19 protein-coding genes are annotated in these 18,371 nt (G+C 65.2%); 10 read left to right on the top strand and 9 right to left on the bottom strand.

Features of this window, described 5'->3' with window-relative positions; genetic code table 11:
- Positions 1–139: 139 nt before the first annotated feature.
- Together EJB06_RS27245 and prfH are read left to right on the top strand one after the other, a co-directional pair.
- Complete coding sequence (locus EJB06_RS27245; RefSeq protein ID WP_126077175.1) at positions 140–1,333, top strand: RNA ligase RtcB family protein; 1,194 nt, start codon at positions 140–142, stop codon at positions 1,331–1,333.
- Complete coding sequence (gene prfH, locus EJB06_RS27240; RefSeq protein ID WP_126077208.1) at positions 1,333–1,962, top strand: peptide chain release factor H; 630 nt, start codon at positions 1,333–1,335, stop codon at positions 1,960–1,962. The genes EJB06_RS27245 and prfH overlap by 1 nt, the downstream gene beginning before the upstream one ends.
- A gap of 332 nt (positions 1,963–2,294) precedes the next feature.
- Here the strand turns inward: prfH and EJB06_RS27235 are convergent, their stop codons facing one another.
- On the bottom strand, positions 2,295–2,792 hold the full coding sequence (locus tag EJB06_RS27235; RefSeq protein WP_126077174.1) for a hypothetical protein: 498 nt from the start codon (positions 2,790–2,792) through the stop codon (positions 2,295–2,297).
- A 160-nt stretch (positions 2,793–2,952) separates the two neighbouring features.
- Here EJB06_RS27235 and EJB06_RS27230 point away from each other — a divergent pair, with 160 nt between their 5' ends.
- The gene (locus tag EJB06_RS27230) at positions 2,953–4,473 is read left to right on the top strand and encodes a helicase HerA-like C-terminal domain-containing protein (protein ID WP_126077207.1); all 1,521 of its coding nucleotides are present in this window, start codon (positions 2,953–2,955) and stop codon (positions 4,471–4,473) included.
- 12 nt (positions 4,474–4,485) lie between these two features.
- Here EJB06_RS27230 and EJB06_RS27225 read toward each other — a convergent pair whose 3' ends face one another.
- The 5 genes from EJB06_RS27225 to EJB06_RS27205 form a co-directional block, all read right to left on the bottom strand.
- Positions 4,486–4,806 carry a DUF2288 domain-containing protein gene (locus EJB06_RS27225; protein WP_126077173.1) on the bottom strand — a complete coding sequence of 107 codons (321 nt, stop codon included), beginning with the start codon at positions 4,804–4,806 and terminating at the stop codon, positions 4,486–4,488.
- A 47-nt stretch (positions 4,807–4,853) separates the two neighbouring features.
- On the bottom strand, positions 4,854–5,537 hold the full coding sequence (locus EJB06_RS27220; RefSeq protein WP_126077172.1) for an RES family NAD+ phosphorylase: 684 nt from the start codon (positions 5,535–5,537) through the stop codon (positions 4,854–4,856).
- A 1-nt stretch (position 5,538) separates the two neighbouring features.
- Complete coding sequence (locus tag EJB06_RS27215; protein ID WP_126077171.1) at positions 5,539–5,976, bottom strand: antitoxin Xre/MbcA/ParS toxin-binding domain-containing protein; 438 nt, start codon at positions 5,974–5,976, stop codon at positions 5,539–5,541.
- Positions 5,977–6,087: 111 nt separating this feature from the next.
- Positions 6,088–7,782, bottom strand: coding sequence for a single-stranded-DNA-specific exonuclease RecJ (gene recJ, locus EJB06_RS27210; protein ID WP_126077170.1), 1,695 nt, complete (start codon positions 7,780–7,782; stop codon positions 6,088–6,090).
- Positions 7,779–8,801 (bottom strand): hypothetical protein, encoded by a 1,023-nt coding sequence (locus tag EJB06_RS27205; protein ID WP_126077169.1) that lies wholly within the window; start codon positions 8,799–8,801, stop codon positions 7,779–7,781. The genes recJ and EJB06_RS27205 overlap by 4 nt, the downstream gene beginning before the upstream one ends.
- Before the next feature lie 253 nt (positions 8,802–9,054).
- Here EJB06_RS27205 and EJB06_RS27200 point away from each other — a divergent pair, with 253 nt between their 5' ends.
- Both EJB06_RS27200 and EJB06_RS27195 read left to right on the top strand, forming a co-directional pair.
- Entirely contained in the window at positions 9,055–9,444 is a 390-nt protein-coding gene (locus tag EJB06_RS27200; RefSeq protein ID WP_126077168.1) for a DUF3060 domain-containing protein, read from the top strand.
- A gap of 113 nt (positions 9,445–9,557) precedes the next feature.
- Positions 9,558–9,950, top strand: coding sequence for a DUF3060 domain-containing protein (locus EJB06_RS27195; protein WP_126077167.1), 393 nt, complete (start codon positions 9,558–9,560; stop codon positions 9,948–9,950).
- Positions 9,951–10,105: 155 nt separating this feature from the next.
- Here the strand turns inward: EJB06_RS27195 and EJB06_RS27190 are convergent, their stop codons facing one another.
- Complete coding sequence (locus tag EJB06_RS27190) at positions 10,106–10,882, bottom strand: ferritin-like domain-containing protein (protein ID WP_229427315.1); 777 nt, start codon at positions 10,880–10,882, stop codon at positions 10,106–10,108.
- 20 nt (positions 10,883–10,902) lie between these two features.
- The gene (locus tag EJB06_RS27185; RefSeq protein WP_126077166.1) at positions 10,903–12,093 is read right to left on the bottom strand and encodes a hypothetical protein; all 1,191 of its coding nucleotides are present in this window, start codon (positions 12,091–12,093) and stop codon (positions 10,903–10,905) included.
- 167 nt (positions 12,094–12,260) lie between these two features.
- On the opposite strand from EJB06_RS27185, the gene EJB06_RS27180 reads away from it, so the two are divergent.
- Genes EJB06_RS27180 through EJB06_RS27170 form a run of 3 tightly spaced genes read left to right on the top strand, consistent with a single transcriptional unit; the run spans position 12,261 to position 15,023 of the window.
- On the top strand, positions 12,261–13,526 hold the full coding sequence (locus tag EJB06_RS27180) for a lipoprotein-releasing ABC transporter permease subunit (RefSeq protein ID WP_126077165.1): 1,266 nt from the start codon (positions 12,261–12,263) through the stop codon (positions 13,524–13,526).
- Positions 13,519–14,226, top strand: coding sequence for a lipoprotein-releasing ABC transporter ATP-binding protein LolD (lolD, locus tag EJB06_RS27175; protein WP_198420929.1), 708 nt, complete (start codon positions 13,519–13,521; stop codon positions 14,224–14,226). The genes EJB06_RS27180 and lolD overlap by 8 nt, the downstream gene beginning before the upstream one ends.
- A 2-nt stretch (positions 14,227–14,228) precedes the next feature.
- Positions 14,229–15,023 (top strand): TatD family hydrolase, encoded by a 795-nt coding sequence (locus tag EJB06_RS27170; protein ID WP_126077164.1) that lies wholly within the window; start codon positions 14,229–14,231, stop codon positions 15,021–15,023.
- A gap of 6 nt (positions 15,024–15,029) precedes the next feature.
- Here EJB06_RS27170 and EJB06_RS27165 read toward each other — a convergent pair whose 3' ends face one another.
- Complete coding sequence (locus EJB06_RS27165) at positions 15,030–15,785, bottom strand: SDR family oxidoreductase (protein ID WP_126077163.1); 756 nt, start codon at positions 15,783–15,785, stop codon at positions 15,030–15,032.
- A 134-nt stretch (positions 15,786–15,919) separates the two neighbouring features.
- On the opposite strand from EJB06_RS27165, the gene EJB06_RS27160 reads away from it, so the two are divergent.
- The gene (locus EJB06_RS27160; protein ID WP_126077162.1) at positions 15,920–16,768 is read left to right on the top strand and encodes an AraC family transcriptional regulator; all 849 of its coding nucleotides are present in this window, start codon (positions 15,920–15,922) and stop codon (positions 16,766–16,768) included.
- A 79-nt stretch (positions 16,769–16,847) separates the two neighbouring features.
- Positions 16,848–17,810 (top strand): alpha/beta hydrolase family protein, encoded by a 963-nt coding sequence (locus tag EJB06_RS27155; protein WP_126077161.1) that lies wholly within the window; start codon positions 16,848–16,850, stop codon positions 17,808–17,810.
- Positions 17,811–18,371: the final 561 nt, after the last annotated feature.

The following is an 18,371-nucleotide window of genomic DNA, read 5'->3' as shown; positions in this document are numbered from 1 at the left end:
GGTCTGGCTGGCTACATCCTGCACTGAACCGACGGCATTCGCCCGTCTGTCGCATCGTTTTAGCCCCCTCTTGACGAGTTAATCGTCAGCACTTTGCCAGCACCCAGTCCCTTCTCGTATTTCTTTGGATTGGCATCACATGGGCAATTTTGTTCAGCAAATTTCTGATCGTATTTCGATCATCGCGTCCGACCGTCTGTGGCTCGAAGACGCAGCAGTACAACAAACCAAAACCACGGCCGCACTGGCCGGCATGCAACGCGTGGTCGGCTTGCCCGACCTGCATCCCGGGCGCGGCTATCCGGTCGGGGCCGCATTTTTCTCGACCGGACGCCTGTATCCGGCCCTGGTCGGCAACGACATCGGCTGCGGCATGGCGCTGTGGCAAACCGACATCCTGGCCGGCAAGGCCAGGCTCGACAAGATCGACAAGCAGATCGGCAACCTCGACGAGGTGATCGACGAGGAAGAATGGGCCGCGCTCGAACGCCGCGACCCGTCCTGGCCGGCGCGTATCGCTGCCTTGTCGGACGCGCTGGCGGCGGCGGGACGCGACCTGGCGCCGTTGCGCTCGCTCGGCACCATCGGCCGTGGCAATCATTTTGCGGAACTTCAGGCGATCGACGCTGTCGAAGATGAAGATGTCCTTGGGCGCACGACGCTGTCGCGCAAGTGCCTGCAGTTGCTGGTGCACAGCGGTTCGCGCGGCCTGGGGCAGGTGATCTTGCGCGCCCACGTCGATGCGCACAGCCACGCCGGCCTGGCCGACGGCAGCGCGGAAGCGCTTGCCTATTTGCGCGAGCACGATGCAGCGTTGCAGTACGCGGAAGTGAATCGCTCGCTGATTGCGGCGCGGATGTTTCATCGCCTGCGTTGCGAGGCCGTGCGTGTGCTCGATGTGCATCACAACACGGTGACCCCGGCATGCATCGATGGCCAGTCGGGATGGCTGCACCGCAAGGGCACCACGCCGAGCGACCAGGGGCTGGTGATGTTGCCGGGCTCGCGCGACGACTATAGTTACCTGATCGCGCCGGTGCTGTCGGCCGGTGAGCTGAGCCTGCATTCGCTGGCGCACGGTGCGGGGCGCAAGTGGCAGCGGACCGATTGCAAGGGCCGCCTGGACAAACTGGCGACGCCGGCGCAGTTGAGCCGCACGTCGATGGGTGGACGCGTGATCTGCAACGACCGCGCACTGATTTACGAGGAGGCGCCGCAAGCCTACAAGAACGTCGACAGCGTGCTCGGCTCGCTGGTCGGCGCGGGATTGGTGACGGTGGTTTCCCGGAGCAAGCCAGTGCTGACCTACAAAACGCGTGGGGAGTGCTGCTGATGATCTGGTTACAAATGACGGCCAATACCGGGCCGGCGGAATGCTGCCTGGCGGTGACAAAGGCGCTGGCGCAGCTGGGCCGCGAGGCGCACAAGGCGGGCGTGTCCTTGAGCGTGGTGGAACAGCTGGCCGGGCCGATCGGCGGTACCTTGCGCTCGGTGCTGGTGGAACTCGACGGCGCGCAAGAGGCAGTCGGCGCCCTCGCCGGGCAGTGGAGTGGCAGCATACAGTGGATTTGCGACAGTCCTTATCGCAAAATGCACAAGCGCAAGAATTGGTTCCTGAACGGCGCCGCGTTCGCGCCGCCGGCGGTCTCGGTCGAGCACGGCGAAATCCGCTACGAGGCGACGCGCGCCTCCGGTCCGGGCGGGCAGCACGTCAACAAGACCGACAGCGCAATCCGGGCAACCCATGTGGCCTCCGGTTTGTCGGTGAAGGTGCAGACGGAGCGCAGCCAGCATGCCAACAAACGGCTGGCCGCGCAGCTCCTGCTCAGTAAATTGGGAGACCTGGCGAAGTCGGAGGAGGGCAAACAGAAGTCCGAGCGCCGTCTGCATCATTTCCAGGCCGAGCGCGGCAACGCGGGACGGGTGTTCGTGGGGATGGACTTTGTGGAAAAGACGCGCTGACCCAGCGCGATCGTTGCCGATGCGCTTGCTGTAGCGTGGTGGCGCCGGTCTGGCGCGTTTCCAGGCCAGCGCCGCGTTGTGCGGACCGGTCGAATACAGTTGACCGGCGCGGACCTGCGTGCCGCGCCGGCATGTTGACACGGCCTTGCCCATTGCCGGCATGACCCTGGCATCCCATGCGCCGCCATGCAATTCCGCTCCCGTGTCGCGGAACTCCTAAGCCTGCCCGGCAGCGTGGCTGTGCAGTGCGCCGATTGCCAGCAGGCTGGCGGCGATGCTTCTCAACATGGACAGTCTCCCGAATCTGTCCAAAGAACAGTGTAATCCAAGGCTTATTTCCAGAGGCGGTCGACCAGCTCGCCGATGTCCAGCGGCTGGCCCGCCGCCCTGGCGGCCGTGGTCCATTCGGCAGGCGCCGGCGTCGGCTGCGTTGGCGCGCTTGCGCCGCCCATTCCATATTTGATCGCGGTCACCACCGTCCCGCCTTTGACCGCTGGGACCGGCACGGCTTGGGTGCCGGCCAGGAGCGCGTTCGCCAATGTCTTGGGCAAAGGGGGCGTGAAGTCGAGCCAGGCCATCGATTGCGCTCCGGGGCGGATCGCCACGACAAGGAACCCGCTGGACGCCGGCACGGCGTCAGCCTTGGCGAGCGCGCGTCTGGCGCTCGCATCGACTAGCTTGAGGTATGGCGCGAGCCTGTCGACGCTCACCCGTGCCTCGATCACGCGTTCCGGCTGCAGCAGGACAACGCCGCCGGCGCTGACGCCGCTGGCGGCCTGGACGCCACCGACACCGAGCAGGGCGGCAAGGAAAAAGACAGTCTGACGCATTGTTGACTCCATGAATAGATAGCGGCTCGCGGCTCGCGGCTCGCGCATTGCGCATTGCGCATTGGACCACATCCGCGCCCGTTCCGGGGAAGCTCGTCGCGAGCGATGCCGCCGGCATGAGGTACTATTGATTCCCTACCGCACCGAGGAGATTGCCGCCATGTCCATGCCGCTGCCGATTGCCCGAAATAATACCGCCCAACCTGCGCGCGTGCTCGATGTGCTGCCAGCGCTGGTCAACCGCCACGGCTGCATCACGGGCGCCACCGGGACCGGTAAGACGGTGACCTTGCAGGTCCTGGCCGAGGCGCTCTCCGGGATCGGGGTGCCGGTGTTCATGGCGGACGTCAAGGGCGACCTGTCCGGGATGGCCAAGGCCGGCACCGCGTCGGAAAAGATGGGCAAGCGCCTGGGCGCGCTGGGCGTCGACGCGCCTGCCTGGGCCGCTTGCCCCGTGACGTTCTGGGATGTGTTCGGGGAAGCCGGCCATCCGGTGCGGGCCACCATCTCCGATCTGGGACCCTTGCTGCTGGCGCGCATGCTGAACCTGAACGATACCCAGGAGGGCGTGCTGCAACTGGTGTTCAAGATCGCCGACGACAATGGCTTGCTGCTGCTCGATACCAAGGACTTGCGCAGCATGCTGCAGCATGTCGGCGACAATGCTGCCGATTTCCGCACCACGTACGGCAATATGTCGGCGGCGAGCATCGGCGCCATCCAGCGCGGGCTGGTGGCGGTGGAACAGCAGGGCGGCGACCGCTTTTTCGGCGAGCCCATGCTCAATATCGACGACTTGCTGCAAACCGATGCGCAGGGCAAGGGCGTGGTGAACATCCTGGCGGCCGACAAGCTGATGAATGCGCCGCGCCTGTATTCGGTGTTTCTGCTATGGCTACTGTCGGAATTGTTCGAAAACCTGCCCGAGGTCGGCGACCTGGACAAGCCGAAGCTGGTCTTTTTCTTCGACGAAGCGCACTTGCTGTTCAGCGAAGCGCCCAAGCCCTTGCTGCAAAAGATAGAGCAGGTGGTGCGCCTGATCCGCTCGAAAGGCGTGGGCGTGTTTTTCATCACCCAGAACCCGTTGGACATTCCCGATACCGTGCTCGGCCAGCTGGGCAACCGCGTCCAGCACGCCTTGCGCGCCTACACGCCGCGCGACCAGAAGGCCGTCAAGGCGGCCGCCGACACCTTCCGGCCGAATCCCGCGCTCGACACTGCCCAGGTCATTACCGAACTGGAGCTGGGCGAAGCGCTGGTGTCTTTTCTCGACGAGAAAGGACGGCCGAACATGGTCGAGCGGGCGTACATCCTGCCGCCGGCATCGCAGATCGGCCCGATCGACGATGCCGAACGGCGGCGCGCCATGGCGCAATCGGTGGTGGCCGGTGTCTACGAGCAAAGTATCGACCGCGAATCGGCGCACGAACTGATCGCCGCCCGCGCCGCGGCCGCTGCGCAGGAGGCGGAGGCGCCGGCGCCGTCCGGGCGCGACCGTGTGCCGGACAGCGCGCCCGATACCTCCCTCGGCGGCATGCTCGGCGGCCTGTTCGGCGGGGGCGGCGGCAAGCGTCAGTCGCCGGTCGAGGCGATGATGAAATCGGCCGCGCGCAGCATCGGCTCGCAAGTCGGGCGCGAAATCATTCGCGGCGTGCTGGGCTCGATCATGAAACGGCGCTAGGCCCTCGTCCGGTCAGTGCAGGACGGTTTTTTCCGGCTGCACCAGGATGAAGGGGTGGACTACCGAGGTCCACAACACGGCATCGGCCTCGGTCCAGGCTTGCGCCTGCGCATCGGAGACCTTGCCGACCTTGCCGTCCCCCATCCACTTGGCGATGCTGTCCTTGTCGTCGTGCGAAATGCGCACCGCCACATCGACCAGATCGAGCTCGGCGCTCACAAACACCACCGTCCCTTGGGCAAAGTGACGCTGCAGTTCGGCCCAGGGCAGGCGCGCGGTTTCGAGGTTGATCTTGGTGCGCAGTTCGGTGTCGTTTTCAGGCTTGGTTTTCATACAGATACTCAATGGTTCGGGTGGTGTACAGCGTACGGGACGATCGTTCAGGCGATCTCGATGAGGGGCGTGGGCGAGCCCGACCAGGTGAGGCGGTAGACCTGCCCCTTGCGCACATTGCCGACCAGCGCGGGACGGAAGCACGCCAGGCAGGTGCCCTCAGGACGCCGCACGCTGGGGTAGATCACGCCCATCGATCCGGCATCGAGCAACTGGCTGGCCAGGGTCTGCGATTCGATGTAACTGGCCGGGTCGAGGTATTTTGCAAAGGCATCGACGCCGCGAATATCGTGGAAGGTGCTGGTAAAGTCGGCGATCAGGGCTTGATAGGTCACGCTATCGTCGAAGCGGCCGATTTCCTGGTACTCCACGGTCTTGTGAAAGGTGATTTCGGCCAGCGCGGTCTCGGCTTCGAAGGCGCAGTACCACGCGCCGCGTTCGCCATCGTTGAAGCGGCTGCCTTCCGGGCGCGGATAGGTGTAGGCGGCATTGATGATCCGAAAGTTCGGCACGCCGAAGACCAGCTCGTCGACGCCGATGCCGGGCAGGCTGCCGTACTCGCCGCGCAGGCGTTCGTTGGTGGCGTTATCGATGTCGAACAGGTCGCGCAAGACGTCCGCGTTCTCGGCCAGCGGGCTGAGCACGGAATCTTCCACGTCGGCAAAGCGCGACGGAATCAGGCGGCAGGTATCGAACTGCCGCAGGGTGGTGAGCTTGGGGACGACCGTCAAGTCACAGGCCTCCGCGGCGCGCGTCGAGCAGCTTGCGCACCGTTTGCATCGACAGCAGGCCGCCCGCCAGCATGTGCGACAGCGGCGTGCGTCCGGCAAAGATGGGATTGCTGTTGGGGAGGGTGATCCATTCGTCGGCGAGCTTGTCGCCGTACAGGATGTGCAGGGCCTTGTAGATGCCGAGCATGTAGGAAATGCGGGTGATGCGGTCGACTTCGAGTATGCGGTCGGGGTTCTTTTTCCACTCGTAGAAGGTGGAGGAGGACATGCCGCCGAGCAGTTCGCGGGCATCGTCGTCGCGCAGCTTCCAGGCTGTCATGAGGGCAAAGAAACCTTTGAGCGCGGACTTGGACAAACGTTCCCGCTCCGCACGCGCGTTCAGGTCGATCAGCACGGCCGGCTCGAAGCGACTCTTGGGATAGGCGAAGGCAAGATGCATAGTGGGCTCCGGTTATGGAGTATTTATACTCTATTTTCGTATCGCGCGCAAGCCAATCGCCATCAAACGGCTGCTGAGCCTGCGCAAACAGATGGTCTCGCCCGGATTGCTTCAGGCCGGCTCGGCGTGTTCGACCAGCAGCTGCACGCGGGTGACCCCGTTGTACTCGTTGGCGTCGAGCCGGAAGGCTACGCGCGCCCGGTCGCCGACCGAGGCGGTGTGCCCGAACCAGATCGCGTCGTAGCGCTGGCCGTTGCGTTCCAGCTGCAGCTTGAGGTGGCGTTCCTTCAGGATGCGCTGGCTGACCACGCGGAATTCGTCGCAGAACACGGGCGGCGCGAAGCCCTGGCCCCACACCTGGCCGTCCATCAGGCCGATGAATTCGGTGGTGTAGTAGGCGTCTTCCAGCGGGCCGTCGGTTTCGATCACGCGTTCGAGCTGCTGTGTGTTGAGCCAGGCGCGCCCGACTTCTTCGAACGCCGCCGAAAACGCCTCGAACGCATCGGCGCGGATGGTCAGGCCGGCCGCCATGGCGTGACCGCCGAACTTGTCGATCAGGCTGGGCGCGCGCTTCGACACCAGGTCGAGCGCGTCGCGCAGGTGAAAACCGGGGATCGAGCGCCCGGAACCCTTGATCCAGCCTTCCGCGCCCGGCGCGAAGGTGATCGTGGGGCGGAAGAATTTTTCTTTCAGGCGCGAGGCGACGATGCCGATCACACCCTGGTGCCAGGATTCGTCGAACACGCTGATGGTGTTGCTGTCGGCCGGTTGGTAGGCGTCCAGGTGCAGCAGGGCGGTGTCCTGCATGTCGGCTTCGATTTCGCGGCGTTTCAGGTTGATCTCGTTGAGCTGCTGGGCGATGGCCCAGGCGCGCCCTTCGTCGTCGGTGACCAGGCATTCGATCCCGAGCGACATGTCTTCCAGGCGGCCGGCGGCGTTCAGGCGCGGACCGAGCGCGAAACCGAGGTCGAACGGCGAGGCGCTGCGCGCTTCGCGCCCGGCCACCCGGAACAGCGCGGCCACGCCGGGATGCATGCGCCCGGCGCGCATGCGCTTGAGGCCCTGCGCCACCAGGATGCGGTTGTTCGAATCGAGCCGCACCACGTCGGCCACGGTGCCCAGCGCGACCAGGTCGAGCAGGCTGTCGAGCTTGGGCTGGGTCTGGGCGTCGAACACGCCGCGCTTGCGCAGTTCGGCGCGCAGGGCGAGCAGCACGTAGAACACCACGCCGACCCCGGCCAGGTGCTTGCTGGGAAAGCCGCATTCGGGCTGGTTGGGATTGACGATCACGCGCGCCTCGGGCAGGGCGTCGCCGGGGAGGTGATGGTCGGTGACGACGACGTCGATGCCGCGCCGCTTCGCTTCCAGCACGCCGTCGATGCTGGCGATGCCGTTGTCGACGGTGATGATGATGTCGGGCGCCTTTTCGCGCGCGGTCAGTTCGACGATCTCGGGCGTGAGGCCGTAGCCGTATTCGAAGCGGTTGGGGACGATGTAGTCGACCGTGGCGCCCATCGTGCGCAAGCCGCGCAGGGCGACCGCGCAGGCGGTGGCGCCGTCGCAGTCGTAGTCGGCCACGATGGTCATTTTTTTGCCGGCCTTGATGGCGTCGGCCAGGAACACGGCGGCGGCGTCGATGTGCAGCAGGCCGGCGGGGGCGATCAGGCTGCCCAGTTCACTCGACAGTTCGCGCGCGTCGGTCAGGCCGCGCGCGGCGTACAGGCGCGCGAGCACGGGGTGCACGCCGGTCTGGCGCAGCATTTCGGAAGTGCGGAAGGAGCAGGGGCGAGTCGTGATACGGGTCATGGCAGCAGTCTATCCAGGGTCGGGCGGCGCCAGAAGGCGTGTTGCGACAATCGGGTGGTGGTAAAGGCGAGGTGGCGGCTGCGGTGGTTCAGGAGCAGTTGCAGCTGCTTGATGCGGCCGTCCTTGAGCGCGGCCAGGGCCGGCGCGAAGATGGTTTGCTCCAGCCGGTGCATGTGCTGCAGCCAGCTTGCCCAGTCGGTGGCCAGGGCCGCTTCGGTCAGGGCGTCGCACAGCAGGATGGCGTCGCCGTCCAGCGCGGCCAGCGGCGTGACCGGCTCGGCTTGCGGGTGGCCGGCCAGCGCCGCCATCCACGGCAGGGCCTCGCTGGTGGCCAGCAGGGCGGTGTCCGGGCCGGCGCCGGCTGCGGCGGCGCCCCATGGCCAGAATGAGTTGATGGCGGGCAGGCCGCGCGCTTCGCGTTCGGCATTGGCGGGGTGTTCAAACCACAGCATCTGCACTTCGTTCTGCAGCACGCGGAAGGCGCGCGACGAGGTGCCCTTGGGCAGCCAGTCGGTCAGGTTCAGGCCGACGGCCGAATCGGGGGTCGAGGTTTCCAGGCCGGTCCAGTCGTCGGCACGCATGAACCAGGTACCGGCGTCGCCGTAGAGCAGCGTCTTGCCGGATTCGTCGAAATACGGTTGGGCCAGGTCGAACAGGGCGCGTCCGTGCGCCTCGGACAGGTGCAGGCGGCGCATGTCGGCCATCAGCAGGTGGCTGCGCGCGATCTGGGTGTGGGCCGGATTGACGATGAACCAGGTGCCTTCCGGCTGCGCCAGGCCGTAGCCGCGCATGACGGCGCCGGCCAGCGACGGCGTGCCGTCGGCGCAGGCGTTCAGGGTGCGCGCCAGCCAGGCCTCGTGGGGCAGGGCGCGCAGCGCGTCGTCGACCGGCAGCGCCTGGTGCGACGCCGTGCGGCTGATGAGCGCGGCCAGGGCCGGCGCTTGCAAGGCGCGGATCAGGTCGGGGGCGAGCTCGGGAGGGGGCAGGGCGAACGGCAGGACAAGCGAAATTTGGGTCATCCAGCATTGTAGGACAAATTGGCAAACCCGAAAATATGCGGGCGCGCGGCGAACGGGCCGGCGCGCGGGAATGCGCGCGCCGTCATGGGCGCCGTCATGCGCGCTGTCAAGCGCGCGAAACAAGGCCGCAGCGGCCTGCGCACGCCGCTGCCTGGCTGCCGGCGTCCTGTCGATGCCGTCAAGCGCGCGCGGCTGTCCTCGATAGCGATGCTAGAATTTCATCAACCTTATTTTCCTGACAAGGAGTTCATGTATGCGGATCAAAACGATAGTCTGCGGACTTGGCATGGGCCTGGCGCTCGCGGTAGCGACCGGCGCGATGGCGCAGGACAAGGGCGTCGGCGAGATTGCCGTCCAAAAGGAGTCGATCGAAGTGACCGGCAATGGCCATCAGCGTACCTTTCCCTGCAACGGACGCAAGGTGCTGGTCAGCGGTTCCCAGCATGTGCTGACGTTCACCGGGGTGTGCTCCAGTGTCGAGATCGCCGGCGCGGAGAGCAAGGTGACGGTGCAGGTGGCGCCGACCGGTAGCCTGGTGGTGTCGGGCGTGAGTAACCAGGTGAACTGGCAGTCGACGGGCGAGCCGCGCCAGAACATCGCTGGTGCCGAACACAAGATTGTCAGGGTTCCGCTGAAACCGTAAAACGGATGCGGGAGTAGCGGCCATGTGACGATCATGAGCGCTGCATAAAACTTGCCAAAAATTTATTGATGAAATAGTATTTCAGGAATCATTTCATTGAAAAAAGGGTATTTATGTTTTTTCGTACATTATCTTCATGTGGGTTTGCCCTGATCGCTGCTATCGGCGCCTGCGGGACGGCGTTCGCCGATGACGACGCCACCGGCACCACGTCGGCGGGCAAGGACAAGATCGAAATCAGCGGCAACGATCATAAGCGCTCGTTCCAGTGCGACGGCCGCCGCGCGATCATCGAGGGGAATGACAACGTCATCACCTTCACCGGCGTGTGCTCGTCGCTGAATATTTCCGGCACCGGCAACTCGGTCACCATCGAACTGGCCCCCAAGGCGCCGCTGAGTGTGGAAGGCGTGGACAACAGCGTGCGCTGGCAATCCACAGCCGAGCCGAAGAAAAACATCTCGGGCGTGAATAACCGCGTCATGAAGATTCCAGGCCGCAGCTAGGCAGTTCAGCTGCCTGGCAAGGCAGCTGGCTGTCGACCGCGCCCTTGCCGCACCGTCGATGCGTCCTCGTTGCGTCGTAGTTGCGTCCTCGTTGCGTCGTAGTTGCGTCCTTGTTGCGTCGTAGTTGCGCCCTCGTTGCGTCGCAGCTGCCCGCTTTATTCAGGCGCCTGTAACAAGGACGCTGCGTCGTCGATCTCCACATCCCCGTACGTCAGCCCGATCGCCTCCTCATACCAGGTTTGCGTGAGTGCCAGGTGCTCGCGTTCTTCGTTCAGCGCCTGCGTGAAGCTGTCGACCATCTCCGCCAGGCCGTGCTCGTCCGCCAGCGCCACCAGCGTTTCCCAGCCCGCCTTGTCGCTCAGTTCGGCAGTCACGATGGCGTGCAGCGATTGCGCGATGGTGGTGCGCGGATCGTTCAACACCTGTACCAGCCCCATCGACTCTACGCCCACCAGGTCGGCGCTCGGGGTCTGCGAAGTCGGGTCTCCGCCAAGCGACTCGATGGCGTCCGCGACCATGAGGAAATGGCGCGCCTCGTCGGCACGGATCTGCTCCAGGTCGTCGATGGTCATGCTCATGTCCTCGGTGAGCATGATGTCGCACTTGGTGATCAGCGCGTCGTACAGGCGCGTGCCGGTGCGCTCGAAGGCGAGCCGCTCGCCGAGCTTGTCGAGCAGGATCTGCGGACTGTCGCCCTTGAGCATCGACACCCCCACCGTTACCGCCCCGGTCAGCGTGCCCGGCAGCGGCACCGATCCCAGCGCGTCGGCGTTGGCGATGTAATCGCTGCGCAGCTCCGCCAGCGCCCGCTCGTCGACGCCATCGCTGGAGACGATTGCCGGTTCGACTTCCTGCATCGCCCTGCTGTCGAGCGGCGACATCTGGATGCCGGTGCGGTTCATGCCCATGTGTTCTTGTTGAACGGTACTCATACGAATTCTCCTGTTCGCGCTCAGGGCGCGTTGGCGCCGGCGGCGGCCAGCGTGCTTTTGCGATTGAGTTCGGTCCCCGGCATCCATGCATAGCCGGACGCCACCATCTCGCTGGGCGACCCGTCGGCGTTGACCATGCTGCGGTAGCCGAGCGAGAGCGGGCTTTCCAGCGCTTTGGACACGAAGCGGGGGCCGTCGGTGCGCACGTCGACTTCGCTCATGAGGACCTGGCGCACAAAGTCGCGCTGGCTGCGCAGGGCCAGCGGGCTGACGAAGTCGCTTGTGACGACCTCGGCCGGGTCGCGCTTGTCGAACTGCCTGAAGGCCTCGCAGGCCATATGGAAATGCCCCAGTTCATAGTCGAGAAAGCGTTCCCAGAGCGCGCGCAGGTGGTGATTGGTTTCCTGCTCGACGCAGCTGTAATAGTTGTAGCACTCGGTCGCCTCGTGCAGCAGCCATTGCTCGATCCACGATTCGCCGGGGTCGAGCATGGATTCGTACTGGGTCACATGCTGTTCTTCGACCGAGGCGATTTCGGCGTACAGCTGGCGCGCCAGCGGGTCGGAGAACAGGGGGCCGATGTTCTGGTAATAGTCGTGGGTCTGGTATTCGCTGGCGACGATGGTCAGGGCGTTGACCTTGCTCAGGAAGGCGGCAGTGCGAGCGTGGTAGGGCTCGCGCAGGTCGTCCTCGGGCGCGCGGTGGTGCTCGGACGTGGGCCGCCCGGGCAGGATGTCGGTATAACTTTGCAGGATATTGTTGGCGTCCTTGCCCTCGAGCCGGTCGAGCAGGGCGGCGTAGCGGTACAGGTGATCGAAATCTTCCAGCAGGCCGAAGCGGTAGACCTGGGCCAGGTACGGGTCCGGCTCGCTCTGGGCGATGGCGGCGGTGAGCTCGATGGCGGCCTGTTCGTAGGCCACCGTGGTCTCCAGGGCGGAATGGTCGGGGGCGATCAGCCAGTTGACCAGGGTCGCCTGGTGCTGCTCGGTGCGGCGTACCTTGGCCAGCGGCAGGCGCAGCTCGCGGTTGAAGCGGGCCGCCAGGTGGCCGAAGCGCAAGGCTTCGGTTTCCAGCCCGTTGAGCAGGATGACCCGGATGCGCGTGAAAGCGTCGTCATCGAGCTTGCTGATCGGTTTTTGCACCATGTCGCGCCAGGTGAACCGCTGCTTGTCGATCGCCACGCCTTTTGAATCGAAAAGACTGAATGCCATGATTTTCCTCCGTTCTGCGGTACTGGGTTGGAGTGCGCGGCGGGCGACAGGTTCAACGTTTTTTGTAAAAACCACGCGGGTAACGGGTGATTCAATTGTGACAACCCTGCCCGGGACGCGCTTTGTGTGGCAAACTGCGCACTTGCAATCAATCACTGCCGGGGCACATGAGCATCATCCAGAATTTACCGTACGAATGGCTGGTCGGCCTGCGCTACACGCGGGCCGGCAAGCGAAGCGGCCGCAACAGCTTTATCTCGTTCATTTCCCTTATTTCGGTTTCCGGCATCGCCCTCGGCGTGGCAGCGCTGATCGTGGTGCTGTCGGTGATGAACGGCTTCCAGAAGGAAGTCACGGACCGCATGCTGTCGGTGCTGGCCCACATCGAAGTGTTCGACCCGCGCGGCACCATGCCCAACTGGCAGGCGGCGATGCAGGACGCCTTCAAGAATCCGGCCGTCAAGGGCGCGGCGCCGTTCGTGGAAACCCAGGGCATGCTGCTGCGCGACGGCGTGATGCGCCCGGCTGTCATCCGCGGCATTTTGCCGGACGAAGAACACAAGGTGTCCGATGCGGCGGCCCAGGTGCGCCAGGGCAGCCTGACGGCGCTGGTTCCCGGTCAGTTCAATATCGTGATGGGTTACGCGCTGGCGCGTTCGCTCGGCATCGGCATCGGCGACAAGGTCACCATGCTGCTGGCGCAGGCGCAGACCACGCCGGCCGGCATGCTGCCGCGCACGCGCACGTTTACCTTGGTCGGCATTTTCGAGGCCGGCCATTACGAATACGACGCCAGCTTCGCCTTCGTGCACCTGAACGACGCGCAAAAGATGGAGCGGCTCGACGCGCCTTCCGGCCTGCGCCTGCGCATCGCCGACATGCACGCCGCGCCGGCCGTGGCGGAGGAGCTCAAGGCCAGCATGGCGGGCGGCCTGCGCATCCGCGACTGGTCCGAGCAGAATGCCACCTGGTTCGCCGCCGTGCAGACCGAGAAGAAGATGATGTTCATCGTGCTAACGCTGATCATCACGGTGGCCGCCTTCAACCTGGTCGCCACCCTGGTGATGACGGTGACCGACAAGCAGGCCGACATCGCCATCCTGCGCACGCTCGGTTCCTCGCCGCGCTCGATCATGAAGATCTTCATGATCCAGGGGGCGCTGGTCGGCATGCTGGGGACCCTGGCCGGGGTTGGCCTGGGCGTGCTGGTGGCCTTGAACATCGATGTCATCGTCCCGTTTATTGAACAACTATTAGGAGTACAGTTTTTGCCCAAGGATATCTACCTGATCAGCGCCTTGCCGTCCGACCTGCGCTGGCCCGACGTGGCCAAGATCGGCGCCGTGGCCGTGCTGCTGGCCTTTGTCGCCACGCTCTACCCGAGCTACAACGCCTCGCGCGTGAAACCTGCGGAGGCGCTGCGCTATGAGTGATCCGAACATCGCCGGCGCCACGCCGGTCCTTGCGTGCCGGGGCCTGGGCAAGACCTTCACCCAGGGCAGTTATTCGGTGCCGGTGCTGACCAGTGTGGACTTCAGCATCTATCGCGGCGAACGGGTGGCCATCGTCGGCGCCTCCGGTTCCGGCAAGTCGACCCTGCTGCATCTGCTGGGCGGGCTCGATACGCCGACCAGCGGTTCGGTGACCTTGCTGGGCAAGGATTTCGCCAGCCTGTCCGAAACCGCGCGCGGCGACCTGCGCAACGAGGCGCTCGGCTTCGTGTACCAGTTCCACCACCTGCTGCCGGAGTTCTCGGCGCTGGACAACGTCGCCATGCCGCTGCTGATCCGCCGCGAAAAGCGCGCGCTCGCCCTCGACAAGGCGCGCGCGGGACTCGAACGGGTGGGCCTGGGCAAACGCGTGGTGCACGTGCCGGGCGAACTGTCCGGCGGCGAACGCCAGCGCGTGGCACTGGCGCGCGCGCTGGTCACCCAGCCCGGCTGCGTACTGGCCGACGAACCTACCGGTAACCTCGATCACGCCACCGCGCAGCAGATTTTCGACCTGATGCTGGAGCTGTCCAGAACCCTGGGCACGGCCTTCGTCATCGTCACCCACGACATCGAGCTGGCGCGCCGCTGCGATCGCGTGCTGCGCCTGACCGAACACGGGCTGCAGCCGGCCGAGCTGTAAGCATGTGGATCGACACCCACTGCCATCTGGACGCGCACGAATTCGGCGCCGAGTCGCTGGACGTGGCGCGCCGCGCGGGTGAGGGCGGGGTGGGGATGATCGTCATCCCGGCGGTCGAGCGGGGCAACTTCGACGTCGTGCGCAGGATGGCGGGTGCGGCGCCGAACGCCAGCTACGCGCTCGGCATCCATCCGATCTACGTGCCGAATGCGACCGACGACGACCTGGCGGCCTTGCGCGCGGCGGTGGAGGCGGCGATGGGCGATCCGAACTTTGTCGCCATCGGCGAGATCGGGCTCGATTTTTTCATTCCGATGCTGTGCGAGCCGGCCATGCGCGACAAGCAGGAGCATTTTTTTCGGGAGCAGTTGCGCATCGCGCGCGATGTGGGCTTGCCGGTGCTGATGCATGTGCGCCGCTCGCAGGACCAGGTGCTCAAGCACGTGCGCCAGATCCGCCCCGCCGGCGGCATCGCGCATGCCTTCAACGGCAGCTTCCAGCAGGCGCAGGTCTACATCGACCTCGGTTTCAAGCTGGGCTTCGGCGGCGCCATGACCTTTACGCGCGCCTTGCAGATCCGGCGCCTGGCGGCGACCTTGCCGCTCGCATCGATCGTGCTCGAAACCGATGCGCCGGATATTTCGCCGGCGTGGATTCATCCGGGCCGCAACAGCCCGGAACAACTGCCCGCCATCGGCGCGGTGCTGGCCGAACTGCGCGGCCTTACGGTCGACGAGGTGCGCGCGGCCACCTGCGCCAACGCGCTGGCTGCGCTGCCGCGTTTGCCGTTGCCGTAGCAGCGATCAGATGCCCTGGCCGCCCGAGACTTCGATGCGCTGGGCGTTGACCCAGCGGTTGTCCTCGTGCAGCAGGCTGGCGATCATCGGGCCGATATCGTCGGGCAGGCCGACCCGGCCCAGCGCCGTCATCGCGGCGAAGGCCTGGTTGATCTCCCGGTTATCGCGCACCGCGCCGCCGCCGAAGTCCGTCTCGATCGCGCCCGGCGCCACCGTGTTGACGGCGATGCCGCGGCTGCCCAGTTCCTTCGCCATGTACACGCTCAGGGTTTCGACTGCCGCCTTGACCGCCGCGTAAGCCGCGTAGCCGGGGTAGGTCAGGCGCGTCAGGCCGCTCGACAGGTTGACGATGCGGCCGCCGTCGGCGATCAGCGGCAGCAGCGCCTGGGTCAGGAAGTAGACACCCTTGAAATGCACGTCGACCAGGCCGTCGAACTGCGCTTCGGTGGTCTCTTCGATCAGCGCGTAGTCGCCGTGGCCGGCGTTGTTGACCAGGTGGTCGACACTGTCGCGCTGCCAGACCTCGCGCAGGGCGCCGCGCAGTTGTTCGGCGAAGGGGGCAAAGGCCGTGATGTTGCCCATGTCGAGCTGGAAGGCGAGAGCCTTGCGTCCCATGGCCTCGATCTCGGTCACCACGGCGCGCGCCTCGTCCTCGCGCGACTGGTAGGTGACGATCACGTCGTTGCCGCCGCGGGCGATGCTCAAAGCGGTGTTGCGTCCGAGTCCGCGGCTGGCGCCGGTGACGATGGCAATCTTGGTCATGCTGAACTCCTGATGTGTGGGGGAGGTTCATCATAGGACGCGGGCGCGCCGCCGGCGTAGCCCGAACCTCGCACTTGTTTGCCTGATCCTCCAGATGGCGCCGGCGGCGCTGCGGAATCGGGTACGATGGCGGCATGACCGATACCCTGCTCGATATCGTGCGCCGCCATGTGGAGGCGCACGCGGACGCCGATGGCCTTGCGCTGACGCCCATCGCGGGACTGACCACGATCCGCTCGGCCGAGGCGACCGGCCTGCTGCACGGGATCGCCCGGCCGCTGGTCTGCCTGGTGCTCCAGGGCGCCAAGCAGGTGGCGATCGGCGACACCTGCGTGACGTACCGTGCGGGCGATTCGCTGCTCATTACCGCCGATGTGCCGACCATCAGCCAGGTCACCGTCGCCCCCTATATATCGCTGGTGCTGGACCTGGACCCGGCCGTACTGGGCGAACTGTCCGTGCAGATGAGCGCTGCGGCGCCGCCCGAACCGACCGATGCCGAGGTGGCCGACACGGCGCTGCGGCTGATGCGCCTTCTCGAGCGGCCGGCGGCGGTGCCGGTGCTGCACGCGCAGCTGGTGCGCGAACTGCATTACTGGCTGCTGGCCGGACGACACGGAAAGGCGATCCGCCGGCTGGGCGGGCCGGACGGGCATGCGCAGCGCGTGGCGCGCGCGGTGGCGCTGCTGCGGGCCGAATTCGACCGTCCGCTGCCGGTCGAACGCCTGGCAGCGGCGGCGGGGATGAGTGCCTCCTCGTTTCACCATCACTTCCGCGCGGCGACCTCGCTCTCGCCGCTGCAGTTCCAGAAGCACCTGCGCCTGATCGAGGCGCGCCGCCTGATGATGTCCGACGGCGTCTCGGCCAGCAGTGCGGCGTTCGCGGTCGGCTACGAAAGCGTGTCGCAGTTCACGCGCGAATATGGACGCATGTTCGGCCTGCCGCCGATGAAGGACGCCGCGCAGATGCACGCGTCGGGGTAGGCAAAGCCGTGCTATCCTGGTTTTCTTGATAACGTTGCGATGGGGTTTAACCGGATCGCTATGGTGGAAAGGAGCTTTGATGCGTACCTCTGGACTGCGAAAGTGGGGTCTCTGGCTGTTGTTTTCTGCCAGCGCTGGCGCGGGTGCCGCTGGAACCGAACAGGCGATCACGCTGCGGACCGCAACCGGTTCGCTCGCCGGCACCTTGTCGCTGCCGAAGGGCACCAAGCCTGTGCCGGTGGCGCTGATGATCGCCGGCTCGGGGCCGACCGACCGTGACGGCAATGCTCCCGGCGTGAAGAACGACAGCCTGCGCCTGCTGGCACAAGGGCTGGCCGACGCCGGCGTGGCCAGCGTTCGCTTCGACAAACGCGGGATCGCGGCCAGCGCGGCGGCCGGCGCCAGGGAATCCGACCTGCGCTTCGAAACCTATGTCGACGATGCCACGGCGTGGCTGGCCATGCTCAAGGCGGACAAGCGCTTTTCGACGGTGAACGTGGTTGGCCATAGCGAAGGTGCCCTGATCGGCATGCTGGCCGCCAAAGCCGGCGATGCAAAGGCGTACGTGTCGATTGCCGGCGTGGCGCGCGGGGCGTCGGCTTTGCTGCGCGAGCAGCTGGCGCCGGCCCTGCCGCCACCGCTTGCTAAAGACAGCGAGCGCATTCTGGCGCAGCTTGAAGCGGGGCGGGAGGTGGCCGATGTGCCGCCCGCGCTGGCCACCTTGTATCGTCCGAGCGTGCAGCCGTATCTGATTTCGTGGTTCAAGTATCGGCCATCGGCGGTGATCGAGGAACTGACGATGCCGGTGCTGCTGGTGCAGGGCAGTACCGACCTTCAGGTGCCGCTGGGCGAGGCCGAACTGCTGCACAAGGCCAAGCCGGCCGCGCAATTGCTCGTGGTGCAGGGAATGAATCACGTCCTCAAGGAAGCGCCGCCCGACAAGGCGCGCCAGACCGGCACCTATACCGATCCCAAATTTCCGCTGGCGCCGGCGCTGGTGCCGGCGGTCGCCGGCTTTTTGAACAAGGCGGCCAAAGACTGATACGCGCCAAGGCCGAGCGTTGCAGGCGATGGCATGCTGGGGGTTTTGTCCACGCCCCGGGTAACGTCGGGCCTTCGGCAAGCACCAGCTTGACGGCTTCCGCACGGAACCCCCCCGTGTATTTCGTTAATTTCATAAGTTCCTCCCTTTGAAAAGTTTATCAAATGGAAGTGTTCACGAAACTCAGGTACCTCAACATTTGCTGGCAATCTCTCTGTGCGTGGCTTCACCGCAGCCACGAGGCGATTCGATGACTTACCGGCGAACGAGAAAACTCGCAGTATCCACGATGAGTAGTTTGTATCAGAGTCATTCCCTCACTCTATTGCAAAATTTCTTGGGTTCTTATTCGTGTCATCGCATGCGAATGGCCTCATCTCACACAGCATGCGCCGCTCATCCTTGGCGATTTCCAGATGTCTCATCATTGCCCATCCGATTTTAACAGCAAAAATTGGCACACTACGAAAACCAAAATACCAGCTCTCGTTACATTGTGTTAGATTTTATCGGGGCGTGGCATACTACACTGTTTCTTTCGATTACCCACTAAAAAAGGAA

The sequence above is a fragment of the Massilia atriviolacea genome (assembly GCF_003953935.1).
In the GTDB taxonomy this organism is placed as follows: Bacteria; Pseudomonadota; Gammaproteobacteria; order Burkholderiales; family Burkholderiaceae_D; genus Telluria_A; species Telluria_A atriviolacea.
This window is presented reverse-complemented; position numbering and strand designations above follow the sequence as displayed.

Coding starts and splice junctions, on each gene's coding strand:
- EJB06_RS27245 (WP_126077175.1), top strand. CDS start 140: ATGGGCAATTTTGTTCAGCAAATTTCTGATCGTATTTCGATCATCGCG.
- prfH (WP_126077208.1), top strand. CDS start 1,333: ATGATCTGGTTACAAATGACGGCCAATACCGGGCCGGCGGAATGCTGC.
- EJB06_RS27235 (WP_126077174.1), bottom strand. CDS start 2,792: ATGCGTCAGACTGTCTTTTTCCTTGCCGCCCTGCTCGGTGTCGGTGGC.
- EJB06_RS27230 (WP_126077207.1), top strand. CDS start 2,953: ATGTCCATGCCGCTGCCGATTGCCCGAAATAATACCGCCCAACCTGCG.
- EJB06_RS27225 (WP_126077173.1), bottom strand. CDS start 4,806: ATGAAAACCAAGCCTGAAAACGACACCGAACTGCGCACCAAGATCAAC.
- EJB06_RS27215 (WP_126077171.1), bottom strand. CDS start 5,976: ATGCATCTTGCCTTCGCCTATCCCAAGAGTCGCTTCGAGCCGGCCGTG.
- recJ (WP_126077170.1), bottom strand. CDS start 7,782: ATGACCCGTATCACGACTCGCCCCTGCTCCTTCCGCACTTCCGAAATG.
- EJB06_RS27205 (WP_126077169.1), bottom strand. CDS start 8,801: ATGACCCAAATTTCGCTTGTCCTGCCGTTCGCCCTGCCCCCTCCCGAG.
- EJB06_RS27200 (WP_126077168.1), top strand. CDS start 9,055: ATGCGGATCAAAACGATAGTCTGCGGACTTGGCATGGGCCTGGCGCTC.
- EJB06_RS27195 (WP_126077167.1), top strand. CDS start 9,558: ATGTTTTTTCGTACATTATCTTCATGTGGGTTTGCCCTGATCGCTGCT.
- EJB06_RS27190 (WP_229427315.1), bottom strand. CDS start 10,882: ATGAGTACCGTTCAACAAGAACACATGGGCATGAACCGCACCGGCATC.
- EJB06_RS27185 (WP_126077166.1), bottom strand. CDS start 12,093: ATGGCATTCAGTCTTTTCGATTCAAAAGGCGTGGCGATCGACAAGCAG.
- EJB06_RS27180 (WP_126077165.1), top strand. CDS start 12,261: ATGAGCATCATCCAGAATTTACCGTACGAATGGCTGGTCGGCCTGCGC.
- lolD (WP_198420929.1), top strand. CDS start 13,519: ATGAGTGATCCGAACATCGCCGGCGCCACGCCGGTCCTTGCGTGCCGG.
- EJB06_RS27170 (WP_126077164.1), top strand. CDS start 14,229: ATGTGGATCGACACCCACTGCCATCTGGACGCGCACGAATTCGGCGCC.
- EJB06_RS27165 (WP_126077163.1), bottom strand. CDS start 15,785: ATGACCAAGATTGCCATCGTCACCGGCGCCAGCCGCGGACTCGGACGC.
- EJB06_RS27160 (WP_126077162.1), top strand. CDS start 15,920: ATGACCGATACCCTGCTCGATATCGTGCGCCGCCATGTGGAGGCGCAC.
- EJB06_RS27155 (WP_126077161.1), top strand. CDS start 16,848: ATGCGTACCTCTGGACTGCGAAAGTGGGGTCTCTGGCTGTTGTTTTCT.